Source organism: Streptomyces sp. NPDC006923 (assembly GCF_040635655.1).
Taxonomy (GTDB): Bacteria; Actinomycetota; Actinomycetes; order Streptomycetales; family Streptomycetaceae; genus Streptomyces.
The window spans coordinates 1-13,001 of sequence record NZ_JBEYIF010000023.1 but is presented as its reverse complement, the minus strand read 5'-3'; the positions used below and the strand labels follow the sequence as shown (position 1 = coordinate 13,001).

Below are 13,001 nucleotides of genomic sequence, written 5' to 3'. Positions count from 1 at the left end.
TCGCCTGTGGCCTGCCGCGGTTCCGTGGATCCGCGGCTCCGCCGTTGCGGACGGTCAGCCGTGGATCAGAGGAGGGTGACGCCGTAGGCGCTCAGGGCCTCGGTGACCGGCTGGAAGTACGTCGTACCGCCGGAGGAGCAGTTGCCGCTGCCGCCGGAGGTCAGACCGACCGCGCGGGAGCCGGAGTAGAGCGGGCCGCCGCTGTCGCCGGGTTCGGCGCAGACGTTGGTGCGGATCAGGCCGGAGACGATGTCTCCGCCACCGTAGTTGACCGTGGCGTTGAGTCCGGTCACGGAACCGCTGTGGATACCGGTGGTGGAGCCGCGGCGGGTGACGGACAGCCCGACGGTCGCGTTGATCGCGCTGGTGATGTCGACGCTGCCGACCGTGCCCGGGTGGGCGACCGAGGCGTTGGAGTACCGCACGATGCCGTAGTCGTTGCCCGGGAAGCTGGAGCCGGCCGTGGGACCGATGCTCGTGGAGTGCGAGGAGTTGGTGTACCAGGGCGGATTGCCCTCGGTGCAGTGCCCCGCGGTCAGGAAGTAGTACGTGCTGCCGCTGACGACATTGAAGCCGGCCGAGCAGCGCCAGCTCGTGGCGTACACGGCGTCGCCACCGGAGATGAGTTTGGAGAGCTTGCCCGGTGTGCGCTCGACGCGCAGCGCGCCGGCGTTGGCTCCGGCGGCCTGCTTGATCTCGGCGATCTCGGCCGTGGACACGGTGCTGTCGGCCGTGACGACGAGGTCGTTGCTCGCCTTGTCGACGTACCAGGCGGTGCCTGCCACGTCCGCGCTCAGTACGGCGTCGCTCGCCGCGGTGAGCTGGGCGGCGCTGAAGACCCCGGCCGAGTCGGCGTTCGCGGCGGGTACCGCGAGCGCCGCGGCGGCGACGAGTCCGGTGGTGACGGCCAGCAGACGAGTGCGTCTGGCTATGCCACTGCGGGGGGTGGTGCGCTTGATCCTCACGTGTCGTTCCTCCGAAGGGAATCGGGGGCCCGCGGGTGGGGTGCCGGGCCCGTGAGGCGCAGCCGGGAGCGCTCATCCGGATTGCGGAAAAGCCGTACCCCCGACCAGCGCTGTTCGGGAGTATTGGGGGGCCACAACCGGCCGCGCAAGGGCGCCTTTTGGCCGCCCGTGACGGCTGAGGCGGCTGGGGCGGAGGCGTCCCTTGCGGCGGTCCTGGAGGGGTTCCGGAGGTGTCCGGGAGCTCCGGCGCGCTCCGGGGCGGTCCCGGAGCGGCCCCGGGCGGTCCGGAGGAGGACAAGCGGTGTGTCAGCCGCCGAACAGGTCGCGCTCTCCTGCCGGGACGGCGATCGGGAGCGTGTTGCCGGGCGGCGGGAACGGGCAGATGAAGTGATCCGCGAAGGCGCAGGGCGGCAGCAGCGAACGATTGAAGTCGACTGTCACCGTGCCGTCCTCGGCCGGGGCGGCGGGACGCAGAAAGCGGAAGCGGTAGCTCTCCTTCCCGCTGGTGGTGTCGGCGAAGACCACCCAGAGAGAGCCGTCGGGCTCCACCGCGGCCCGCAGGGTGTGTTCCGTACCGCCGACGGTGAAGGAGATCTCGCCGGCGAGGCCGAGGCCCCGTTCGCGTCCGTCGGCGTTCTCGACCTGGACGGTACGGCTGTCGCCGTACGGCCGGAAGCGGCCCGGCAGCACCCAGCCGGGGTCGTACGCGGTGGCGTCGATGCCCAGGAACGCGCGCCGCGCGGCGGAGTCCGGATCGAAGTCGCGCACCGCCCACTGTCCTTCGCGGCGCACGACGACCAGCCGGCGCTCGCCGGCGGCGATCCGGGACTCCGCGTTCGGCGGCCGGTCGGCGGTGAGCCGGATCTCGCCGCTCAGCGGGTGGCCGTCGGCGGTCAGACCGTCCTCGGCCGCCGCGGTCAGCACCACCTCGTCACCGTCCTCGCGCCACACCCCGGGAATCCCCGGAAGGCGTCCCTCCGGATGGTCCGCGAGCCAGTGGGTGCCGGTGAGCGAGAGCGATCCGTACGGCGCGGACACCGTGAAGACACGCTGCTCGTGCCAGCTCTTCCAGTCCTGGACCGGATCCGGGACCGCCGCCTCGGCGCCTGCGCCGGAGACGGCGGAACTCTCGGTGGTCATACGGGTCAACCTTTCGACACGGGGCTGAGCAGCCCCAGATGTGAGCGGAGCGTGGACCCCGTGTATTCCGTACGGAAGGCCCCGCGCTCCTGGAGGAGGGGTACGACACGGTCGACGAAGTCGTCGAGACCGTCCGGTGTGAGAGAGGGCATGAGGACGAAGCCGTCCGCCGCGTCCTCCAGTACAAAGGTGTCGAGCGCCTCCGCGACGGTCTCCGGGGCGCCGACGAAATGCGGGGAGATCCGCCGCTCGCGAATCCCGGCGGCGCGTTCGCGTGCCTCGGCATCACTGTCGCCGAGGACGACGGTGACCCTCGGCATGATCTTGAGGTCGGCCGGTGTCCTGCCGTACTTCGCCAGCCTGCTCTTGGTGTCGGCGTAAAGGGCGCGGCCCGCCTCCAGTGTGCTGTGCCGGGTGAGGACGACATCGGCGGCGCGGGCGGCCGACTCCAGGCCCTCCTCGGAGCCGCCCGCCTGGATGACCACCGGGTGGCCCTGCGGTGAGCGGGGGAGGGTGAACTCCCCCGCGATGTCGAAGTGCCGGCCGGAGTGGGCGAACGGGCGGGGAGCGCCGTGCGGGGAGCCGGGCCCGGCGGGCGCCCAGGAGTCCCACAGTTCGCGGGCCGTCGCGACGAACTCGGCGGCCCTGGTGTGACGCCCGGTGCCTTCGCGCCGGAGGTCCTCTCCGGTCGGGGGGCCGGCGGAGGAGACGGCGTGCCAGGCGGCGCGCCCGGCGCTGAGATGGTCGAGGGTGGCGAGTCTGCGGGCCAGTTCGTACGGCTCGCTGCGGGCGGCGCTCACGGTGGCGGCGAGGCCGAGCCGGTCGGTGACGGCGGCGAGCGCGCTCAGCACGGTGATCGGTTCCGGCCGGGCGGCCGTGTCCGGGTCGTGGACCGGGCCCCGGTGCTCGTACGGCGGCGGCGCCTCGGCGAGGCAGAGGAAGTCGAACTTCCCGCGCTCCGCGGTGCGGGCCAGGTGCTCGAAGGAGGAGAAATCGGTTCCCGCCGTCGGGCGCCGGCCGGTCGGGCCTGTGGCGGTGGCGGTCCCGGGGTGGCGGGCGGCGAGATGCATCCGCTTGCGGACGGCGGGGCCCGTGGCGTGGATGGCACCGGCGGTCACGCGGTCCCTCCGGCGAGCGTGTACTGGCCGGCCGGGCGGCCGAGTCCGAGATGTTCGCGCAGGGTGCCGCCCGGATGGAAGGTGCGGAACCGGCTGCGGTGCTGGAGGAGTGCCACCGTGCCGTTGACGAGCCGTTCGAGATCGCGCCGCGGTTCGGCGGGCGTGAGATGGAAGCCGTCCACGGCGCCGGTCCTGTGCCAGGCCGTGATCAGTTCGGCGAGTTCGACGGGGCCGCCCCGGTAGTGCGGGCCGCCGGCGCCCGCGGTGGTGCGGGACGCGCTCTCCAGGCCCGGTTCTGCGGGCCGTTCGCCACCGCTCAGATCGATGGTGAGCGAGGCCAGTACCCGCAGTGTGTCCGGGTCGCGGCCGTGGCCGGCGGCGCGGGAGCGCAGTTCCTCCCTGACCGCTCCGATCCGCTCCGGCGCGGTGGCGCCGACCAGGACCACATCGGCGTACCGCGCGGCGGTCCCGACGCTGTGGCCGCCGGTCACATCGACCACGGTGACGGGGTGGCCCTGCGGCGGTCTGGGCACCGCGGACCGGCCACGGACCGGGGAGCCGGCCCCCTCGGAGCCGGCAGGGCGCGGCTCCTCCCGGCCGGTGCGGCGGCCGGTCGCCGTGGCGCGGATCCCGGCGCCGTCCTCGCGGCCGTCCCACAGCCGGGCCGCGGCATCGGCGATCTCGCCCGCCTCCTGCCAGAGGTCCTCGGCGGGCGCCGCGGGCCGGTGGCCGAAGAGTCTCGCCTGCGCCGGGGTGTCCGACACGTCGACGAGCCAGCCGGCCCGGCCCCGGCTCACCCAATCCAGGGTGGCCAGGGCCGTGGAGAGATGGAACGGCTCGGTGTGGGTGGTGGTGACCGCCGGCACCAGGCCGATGCGCTCGGTGGCGGGCGCGACCCGGGCCAGTACGGCGAGCGCGTCGGGGCCGGGGCGCGCGAAGGAGTCCCGGAGGGTGACGAAGTCGAGGGCGCCGTACTCGGCGAGCCGGGCGAGTTCGACGTACGGCGCGGCTGCGTACTCCGGTGGACCGCCGATCTCGGCGGCCAGATGCAGGGGTCGGAGTGCGGACATGAGGGCCTTTCAGCTTCGGTTGGCGGCACGGGTGCCGGTGCTGCCGGGGCCGCGGTGCCGGGGCCTTGTCCCGCCGGCTCCGGAGCCCCCGAGCGGGGACGCGGGTCAGGCGCCGGGGCCCGTGCGACAGGACAGGTCGCGGAGCAGGCCGAGCGCGGCCCGCGCGGTGGCGTCGTTCTGCCGGAACGCCGCTCCCCCGGTGCGGGGCCGGGTGAAGGCACCGCTCGACCGGGCGGTGGTGTAGGGGCCGAGGGCGAAGCGCCGCGGATGCGGCCGGCCGTCGCTCTCCAGGAGCCGTCCGTCGCCGGGGTCGACCCGGACCAGGCCCGCCGATGTGGTGGCGGCGCCCTCCTCGTACAGCCCGCGCAGCAGCGGACTGCGGGTGCGCTCCGGCGAGGGGTCCGGGAGCCGCGCCTCGACCAGCGCGCGGGCCTCGATGTGCTCTCCCGGTACACCGGCGCTGCCGGCCCGGAAGACACCGCGCTCCTCGTCTGCCTCGACCGTCATGTCCGGGCCGAGGAAACGGACGACACCGGCCTCGGAGAGCGCGAGGAGCTGGCGCAGCCGGGGCCCCGGCGGACCCGAGGCGACATAGCTGAAGAAGCCGTGCCACCGGCCGCCCGTGTCGCCCATGTCGCCGAGGCGGATGAGCTGGCCGTAGACGGAGAGCAGCCCGAGGAAGACGGCCAGGTCCGCGCTGTGCGAGGGGTCGTGCCGCCGGGCGAGATCGTCGCCTATGTAGCGGCGCAGGCCGTCCTGGAGCGCGTCGTACGAGGGAAACCGCACCCCTCGCAGCGGACGGTCGAGGGCATCGAGATCGAGCCGGTCGGCGGGGTCGGGCACGGCCGCGGCGACCAGCGCCTCCAGCTCGGGGCTGCCCGGTTCGACGGCCGCGTACTTCTCCTCGAAGTCGGTCCAGTCGACGCGGGTGCGCTCCGGATGGGCGGTGAAGAGCCGGTGGTAGTGCGCGTAGCCCAGCTCCTTCTCGGCCAGGGGCCAGACATCGCGCCGGAAGTCCGGCGGTCCCGGTCTGTCCAGCAGTTCGTCTATCTGCTCGGGACCGAGGAAGCGGGGCAGCGGGGGCCGTTCGCCGTCCAGCCCGTAGCCGATCTTGGAGTGGTACGGCACACCGCGCCGGGAGCCCACGTACAGCACCGGCTCGCGCCCCGAGGGGTGGTAGACGAGCTTCCCGCCGTCGCCGGTACGGTCGCCGTCGCCGTCGCCGTGGGGGGCCACCTCCGTGTAATGGCCGCCGCGGCCCTCGGTGAGCAGCACCATCAGATCGATGAACGCGAGCCCGAAGCCCCGGACGATGACGGGTTCGCCGGCGGGCAGCGCGGACAGATCACTGTCCGCGGTGAAGTCGGGCGGCAGATGGATCAGCCCGTGCCGTTCGGCGAAGCGGCTCAACTCCCGCTGTTCCTCGTCCGGTTCACCGTCGAGATGGCCGAGGGTCAGTACGACGACGTCGGCGAGCAGCGGTTCGGTGCGGTCCTCCAGCCATACGCGCTGCCTGCCCTCGCGCGGACCGCTGACACTCAGGGCGCGGGTGCGGTGCCGGTGGACGGTGACACCGGGCGGCAGCTCGGCCACCGTCTGTTCGTAGACCCAGCTCAGATAGGCGCTCTGCAGCCGCCGGCTGGGAAAGGTCTCGCCGGTCAGCTCGGCTATCTCCGTACGCAGCGGCGGCCCGGCAGCGGACTCCCCGCCCGGAAACCCGGCACGCCCGGACCCGGCGCGCTCGGACTCCGCCCGTTCGGACTCGGCGGAGATCCTCGACCGGCCCTCCCTGATGTCCCGCGCCCACTCGTGCAGCGCGGGCCCCTGCCGCACCGGCCCGTCCAGCGGCACCGAGTCGTCCGTGTACATCGTGACGTCCTGGGCCATGGAGTTCATCCAGAGCAGCGGTGACTGGTCACGCCGCCAGATCCGGCCGCCGCCCGGCGGATGCGGGTCCACGAGATGGATGTCCAGGGGCAGGCCGTCGTACAGGGACCGCGCGTTGGCGGCGATCCGCTCCAGAAAGCCCGTGCCGCGCGGACCGGCGCCGATGACGACAAGGGACGGGGTGACGGGCCGGTTGTGGACGGTGTCCGATGAGACAGGCATGCGAAGGCTCCGTGGATACAGAGATCGTGCACGGGAGGTGCCTTCAGGGACAACGCAGCCGGATCGAGCCCCTCAGCACGGTCCGCTTGCCAGATCGAGGCTACGGCGTCCGCACGGCCGGTTGTCAAGCCTGTCCGCACTGTGAGCCGACCGTCTCAGCCAGTTGACGCGGAAACGGATGCCTGTTCCACTTGGCGCATGTATTCGCAGCAGTGGCTGGTCACACGCTCCCACATCGACTTCGGTCGAGTGTGGTCCTCGTCCTGTTGAGCTGACGCCCTGCACGGCCTCCGGCGCTCGCGCCCGTCCCCGCGTGCCTTCACACGCAGACACACCGCTTTTTCCCCTCGCCCAGCCAGTCCGGGCCGCTGCCGCCGGTCGTCGCGTCAGCAGCCGCAGTCGCAGCAGTCGGGACAGCCGTCGCAGTCACACTCCCGGCAGCAGCCTTCCCGCTTCTTGCGCGACCAGGGGCCTTCGTACTCCTTCGCGCAGCACAGTTTGCACGTACAGCACAGTCCGACGAAGACCGCGCAGCCGGCCCAGAATCCGCGCCTGCCCGGCTTCGGCGGATCCGGCTCAAAGCCGGGCGGGAGCCCGCCCGGGCCGCCCGGCGCGCCCGGGTTCCCGCCGCCGTAGGGGTTGTTGGAACCGTACGGGCCGTCGGAGCGGTACGGCCCCGCGCCCCGGCCGCCGTACGGACCCGGCGGTCCCTGCTGCCCGCCGTGCCCCTGGTGCGCACAGGTCGTCGTGCCGAAGGCGCGCGCCACCGAGGCGCGCAGTTCGTGCGCCAGCAGCACATGCGCCAGCTTGCCGTCCGTGAACTCCGTGTCACGCAGCGCGAGACCTATTCCGTGTACGGCGTCGTCGGCCAGCCGCCGGGCCTCCGCCCGGGGGGTGGCGGTCGCGGTGAGCGGGTTCCACGCACCCGACGCCGCGTCAGCTTCCTGGTCCTCCACGGCGTCCAGCAGATGCGCGAGCCGTCCGAAGAGCCGTCCGGCCTCGGCCAGTGGCGCCCCGTTGCCGGGCCGCCCCGCCAGCACCGCGGTGTGCGCGAAGGCGGCGGCGGTGGCCGTCTCGGTCGGTTCCGTGACGGTGAGCAGCGGGGTGCCGGGCCCGGCCAGCGCCTCGGTCTCCGGCTGCCGGTCGACCGCGTCGACCAGAACGGCCGTGTCGAAGCCCAGCTCCGCGCCGGTACGCGCGCCCGCCCTGTCCCAGCCGGCGGCGACCCGGCGCGCGGCGGCGGCCAGCGGGCGCCGCGCGAACAGCCCGTCCCGGTCCGCCACGTGGTCCCGCACCTTCGCCGAGGCGAGCACCAGCGACACCGCGGCCGCCAGCCGGGCGCCCTCACCACTGGCGACCGGGGCGGTACGCATGCCGCGCAGCGGACAGGGTCCCGCCGTGCGCCGCCGTACGCCGCTCCGTCCGGCCTGAGCATCCGTCAGAACCGAGACGATCAGGCCGTCGTAGTTGGTGACGATCCGGGAGAACTGCCCGTGGTCGGAACGAAGTGCCAGGCACAGCCCGCAGAGATGGGCCATCCACTCGGTCTTGAGTCCGTCGGTGAGCCGATGGCCGCACGGTCTGACGATTCCGAACACAACTGTCCCCCGAGAGTCGTTCGCGTGTGCGGAACGCATCGTATCGAGTGACCCGTTCACCCGGACGTCCCCTACGTCACCCATCTGGCCGGAAGTTCATATTTTGCACCCCGTCAGGGCCCGTACGCTGGAAGAACCTTGACGAATCACCACATCTTCTGCACCAGTACCGTCACGAATCCCCTGCGCGCCGACTATCCCCTTGGCGCGCAATCCGCATCATGGACGACGATAGGGATAGGGAACGACATGTGACCGCGGTGAAAGGAGGCGTCCATGGGATCGGTGCGCAAGGCGAGTGCCTGGCTGGGCCTCGTTGAGGACAACGACGAGCGTTACTACGACGACGAGTACGCCGAGGGTGCGGAAAGTGGCGACAACTGGAAGACCGACCCTCGCGTGCGGGTCGCCTCCCGGAGCGCCCAGGAGCAGGACCGCAGAATCGCCACCGTCTCCCCGGACGGCTTCCGGGACGCCCGGGGCATCGGGGAACTCTTCCGGGCCGGCGTCCCGGTCATCATGAACCTCACCGCCATGGAGCCCACCGACGCCAAGCGCGTGGTGGACTTCGCCGCAGGACTGGCATTCGGGCTGCGCGGCTCGATCGAGCGCGTGGCCACCCGGGTCTTCCTGCTGACCCCCGCCGACACCGAGATCGTCACCGGTGACTCCGCGGGCCGCGCGCAGGACGGCTTCTTCAACCAGAGCTGAGCAGGGCGCTCACCGGTTGCGCCGGGTTCCCACCGGTCACCGGAAGGCGTCGAGGCCGGTGAGCGCCTTGCCCAGCACGAGCTGATGCATCTCGGTGGTGCCCTCGTAGGTCAGCACCGATTCGAGATTGGTCGCATGCCGCATCACGGGGTATTCGAGCGAGATCCCATTCGCGCCGAGGACGGTCCGCGCGGTCCGGCAGATCTCGATCGCCTCCCGCACGTTGTTGAGTTTGCCGAAGCTGATCTGCTCGGCCCTGAGCCGGCCCGCGTCCATGCGCCGCCCGAGGTGATGGGCGAGCAGGATGCCCTTGTGCAGTTCGAGGGCCATGTCGGCGAGCTTGGCCTGGGTGAGCTGGAAGCCGCCGATCGGGCGGCCGAACTGCTCCCGTGTCGTCGCGTACCGGAGCGCCGACTCGAAGCTGGCGCGCGCGGCGCCCATGGAGCCCCAGACGATTCCGTAACGGGCGTGGCTCAGACAGCCGAGCGGCCCGCGCAGCCCGGTGACCCCGGGCAGGACAGCGTCGGCGGGGAGCCGTACCTCGTCGAGGACCAGCTCACTGGTGACCGAGGCGCGCAGTGACCATTTGTGCTTGATCTCGGGCGCCGAGAATCCGGGGGTGCCTGCCGGGACGAGGAAACCGCGGATGCCGTCGTCGGTCCCGGCCCAGACGACGGCGACGCCCGCCACCGAGCCATTGGTGATCCACATCTTGCGGCCGGTGAGGACCCAGTCGTCGCCGCTGCGCCTGGCGTATGTGCGCATCCCGGCCGGGTCGGAGCCGTGGTCGGGCTCCGTCAGGCCGAAGCAGCCGATGGTCTCGCCGGTGGCCATGCCGGGCAGCCAGCGCTGCTTCTGCTCCTCGGAGCCGTAGCGGTGGATCGCGTACATGGCGAGCGAACCCTGGACGGAGACGAGGGAGCGGATGCCGGAGTCGGCGGCCTCCAGTTCCAGACAGGCGAGTCCGTACTGGACGGCGGTGGCTCCCGCGCAGCCGTAGCCCGTCAGGGACATCCCGAGCGCGCCGAGGGAGCCGAGTTCGCGGGCCAGCTCACGGATGCCGGGCAGCTCGCCGCTCTCGTACCACTCGGCGATGTGCGGCAGGATCCGGTCGGCGGCCCAGGCGCGCACGGTGTCCCGGATCGCCAGGTCCTCCGGGTCGAGCAGGTCGTCGATGCCGAGCGGATCGTCCGGGTCGAAGGACGGCGGCCTGGTCACGGACGGTGCGGACATGGGGAGGGCCTCCGGCGGCTCACAAACACGCCCTGGCGGCGCTGGTCACGACTCGGCGCCGAGGTTACGGCCCAGTAGCGCGCCCGTCCAGTCCGGGCCCGCCCGGCGGCCGTCGGCTGTCCGGTTCTCATCTGGAGCGTGCCCCGGCCCTTCCGCGCAGCGCGGCCAGATCGGACGGTTCCCGGGTCTCCGGCGGTGTGCGCAGCTCGGGCGGCCGCTTCTCCGGCGGTTTGCGCGGCCGGGACGACTGCTGAGCGGACGGCCGTGGCTCCGCGGAGCGCTGTTCCGGAGGCCGTTCCGGCCCGCGCCCCCGCCGGGCCTTCGACGCCTCTTCGGCCGGGACGGCGCCGGACGCGGGGCATTCCATGATCCTCGGCAGTCGTAGCGCGGCCAGCGCGCCGAGCAGCAGCAGACCGGCGCTGACCAGCAGCGTCACATGCAGGCCGTGCACGAACGACTGGCGGGCCGCGGTCCGCAGGGTTTCTCCGGCCGGCCCGCCGATCCTGGCGGCCACCTGGTACGCCTCGCCGAGCGACTCGGCCGCCGCCGAGCGGGCCCCGGGCGGGACCTCGCGCACCGACGACATCGCGGGGGCGTACGCGGCGTTCATCACGCTGCCGAGCAGGGCGATTCCCATGCCGGCGCCCAGTTGGTAGGACGTCTCGCCGATGGCCGCCGCGCCGCCCGCCTGATCGGCGGGGGCCTCGCTGAGCATCGACTCGTACGCGCCGAAGAGCGTGGTCTGGAGGCCGAAGCCGAGCAGGACGAAGGCGGCGGTCAGCAGCGCGGGCCGGTCGTGCTGGCCCATCAGGACCAGCAGCAGTACGGCGCCGGCGGTGAGCACAAATCCCCAGGCCACCATCGCGCGCGGGCCCACCCGGCGCAGTGTGGCCGACCCCGTGGCGCCCGCCGCCATGGCGGCGAAGGTCAGCGGCAGCAGCCTCAGCCCGGTCTCCAGCGGGCTCAGTCCCAGGACGAGCTGGAGGTACTGGACGGCGATCAGCTCCAGGCCGACCAGGGCCAGCATGGCGAGGACGATGCAGCCCACGGAGGTCGAGAAGGTCGGCCTGGCGAACATCCGCATGTCGATCAGCGGTTGCGTCCTGCGGCGCTGTCTGCGTACGAAGAGGACCAGCAGGGCCGCGCCGAGACACAGCGGCCCGACCGTGGCCGGGTCGAGGGCCCCGTCTCCGGCGCCGAGCCGCTTCACGCCGAAGACGACCCCGAGCACCCCGGCCGCCGCCATCAGCGCGCCGAGCACGTCCCAGGGGCCGTCGGCGCAGCCCTTCGACTCCGGCAGCACCAGCCGGCCGAGCGGCAGGATGACCGCCAGCAGCGGCAGATTGATCAGGAAGACCGAGCCCCACCAGAAGTGCTCGACGAGGAAACCGCCGAGAACCGGGCCGACCGCGGCGCCGACCGCCGCCACGGCGGTCCAGACGCCGATGGCCACCGCGCGCTCGCGCCGGTCGGGAAAGACCGCGCGCAGGACGGACAGGGTCGCGGGCATGATCATCGCGCCGCCCACACCGAGCAGGGCTCGGGCTCCGATCAGCACCACCGGGGTCTCCGCGAAGGCCGCGACCGCCGAGGCGGCCCCGAAGAGGCCGTACCCCATCAGCAGCACCCGTCGGCGCCCGACGCGGTCACCGAGCGTGCCGAAGAGGATCAGCAGCGAGGCACAGACCAGCGGATACGCGTCCACGATCCACAGCAGCTCGACCCCGCTGGGGCTGAGGTCCTCGGTGACGGCGGGGACCGCGACATGCAGCACGGTCGCGTCGAGCGCGACCAGCAGCAGGCTGACGCAGAGGACCACCAGGACGACCCAGCGGTTGGCACCGCCGCCGGTGGCCGCGCGCAGCCGTGCTCCGGCCGTGGTGGTCCCGGACATCTGAGTACCTCCCAATGCGTCCCTCGCGTTCGGCGGGCCGACGGGGACCTCATCCCTCGGGGCGGCCCGGCATCGGTGGCGAGTGAGCCGTCAGCGTACGCGAGTGAACGCGTGTGGCGCGTGGTGCATCTCTCACCCTTCCGACCGGGGAGTGTGGCGTACGCCACCCTCGGCGCGCCGCCGCGGCGGGCCGGCCGGGCGAGCGGCAGGGAAATTCCACGCGACGTCACGGTGAACTAATTCTGTTCCGCACAAAGACGGTTCCGGCGACGGCGCGTCGATTAATAGCGGCCAAGGTCACGTGATTTTCGGGAACCGCCCCGAATAAACCGTCTCTTGAGACGGCCTCCACATCACATCGTCATCACGAAGAGAGCGGATGGACCTGTTCGGTCACTCACTCGCTGTAACGTCGATTGCGTGCGTACCGACATCTTTGCCCGGCTGGACCGGGAGCCGGAGCCGCCGAAGATAGAGATCCCGCGGATGAGCCGCACCCGCAAGGCTCTCTTCGGCGGGACGCTGGCGTTCTATCTCGCCATCGTCATCGCCGTGCTCGCCTCGTCCTGGCTGGTGACCCTGGACTGGAAAGTCATGCTGTTCCGGCCCTACCAGCAGTGGCCGGGCCTGCATGCCTTCCTCGACTACTTCGTGGTGCTCGGCCAGCGCGGGCCGACCGCCGTGATGATCGCGGCCTGGCTGGGGTGGCGTTCGTGGCGCCAGCACACGCTGCGGCCGCTGCTGACTCTCGGTGCCGCCCTGCTGCTGCTCAATGTGACCGTCGGGGCGGTCAAAATCGGACTCGGGCGGCTCGGCCCGCACTACGCGACGCAGATCGGCTCCGCCGAGCTCTTCGCGGGCGGCGATATATTTCCTTCGGGACACACCGCCAACGCCGTGGTGACCTGGGGAATCCTGGCCTATCTGGCCACCACCCCCCGGGCCAGGCGCTATCTGTCGGTCATGTCGTCCGTGGTGGCCCTGGGCGTCGGCGCGACGACCGTCTATCTCGGTACGCACTGGCTGAGTGACGTCCTGCTCGGCTGGGCCGCCGGCCTGCTGATCCTGCTGGGGCTGCCCTGGGTCGAGCCACTGATCGGCCGGTCCGAGCTGGCGATCTTCGCGGGACGCGAGCGGTGGCGTGCGAGCCGGAGGACAATCAG

General features: G+C 72.3%; 10 protein-coding genes. 2 read left to right on the top strand and 8 right to left on the bottom strand.

Annotation, left to right across the window (positions count from 1 at the left end):
- Positions 1-65 precede the first annotated feature (65 nt).
- The 6 genes from ABZ707_RS30375 to ABZ707_RS30350 all read right to left on the bottom strand — a co-directional run bounded on the left by ABZ707_RS30375 (position 66) and on the right by ABZ707_RS30350 (position 8,000).
- A complete protein-coding gene (locus ABZ707_RS30375) occupies positions 66-965 on the bottom strand; it encodes a S1 family peptidase (RefSeq protein ID WP_360181039.1) in 900 nt (299 codons plus the stop codon).
- Between the two features lie 306 nt (positions 966-1,271).
- Positions 1,272-2,105: a DUF1684 domain-containing protein gene (locus ABZ707_RS30370; protein WP_360181037.1), complete on the bottom strand. Its 834-nt coding sequence runs from the start codon at positions 2,103-2,105 to the stop codon at positions 1,272-1,274.
- Between the two features lie 5 nt (positions 2,106-2,110).
- On the bottom strand, positions 2,111-3,223 hold the full coding sequence (locus tag ABZ707_RS30365) for an LLM class flavin-dependent oxidoreductase (protein WP_360181035.1): 1,113 nt from the start codon (positions 3,221-3,223) through the stop codon (positions 2,111-2,113).
- On the bottom strand, positions 3,220-4,293 hold the full coding sequence (locus ABZ707_RS30360) for an LLM class flavin-dependent oxidoreductase (RefSeq protein ID WP_360181033.1): 1,074 nt from the start codon (positions 4,291-4,293) through the stop codon (positions 3,220-3,222). Before ABZ707_RS30360 ends, ABZ707_RS30365 begins: the two co-directional genes overlap by 4 nt.
- 105 nt (positions 4,294-4,398) lie before the next feature.
- The gene (locus ABZ707_RS30355; protein WP_360181031.1) at positions 4,399-6,402 is read right to left on the bottom strand and encodes an FAD/NAD(P)-binding protein; all 2,004 of its coding nucleotides are present in this window, start codon (positions 6,400-6,402) and stop codon (positions 4,399-4,401) included.
- 386 nt (positions 6,403-6,788) lie between these two features.
- Positions 6,789-8,000: a DUF5685 family protein gene (locus ABZ707_RS30350; RefSeq protein WP_360181029.1), complete on the bottom strand. Its 1,212-nt coding sequence runs from the start codon at positions 7,998-8,000 to the stop codon at positions 6,789-6,791.
- A gap of 276 nt (positions 8,001-8,276) precedes the next feature.
- Between ABZ707_RS30350 and ABZ707_RS30345 the strand changes: the two genes are divergently transcribed.
- Positions 8,277-8,711: a cell division protein SepF gene (locus ABZ707_RS30345; RefSeq protein ID WP_360181027.1), complete on the top strand. Its 435-nt coding sequence runs from the start codon at positions 8,277-8,279 to the stop codon at positions 8,709-8,711.
- A gap of 36 nt (positions 8,712-8,747) precedes the next feature.
- Here ABZ707_RS30345 and ABZ707_RS30340 read toward each other — a convergent pair whose 3' ends face one another.
- Positions 8,748-9,944, bottom strand: coding sequence for an acyl-CoA dehydrogenase family protein (locus ABZ707_RS30340; RefSeq protein WP_360181025.1), 1,197 nt, complete (start codon positions 9,942-9,944; stop codon positions 8,748-8,750).
- Between the two features lie 127 nt (positions 9,945-10,071).
- Positions 10,072-11,838: an MFS transporter gene (locus tag ABZ707_RS30335; RefSeq protein WP_360181023.1), complete on the bottom strand. Its 1,767-nt coding sequence runs from the start codon at positions 11,836-11,838 to the stop codon at positions 10,072-10,074.
- Between the two features lie 420 nt (positions 11,839-12,258).
- Here ABZ707_RS30335 and ABZ707_RS30330 point away from each other — a divergent pair.
- The coding region (locus ABZ707_RS30330) for a phosphatase PAP2 family protein (protein WP_360181021.1) at positions 12,259-13,001 on the top strand (743 nt) is incomplete at its 3' end.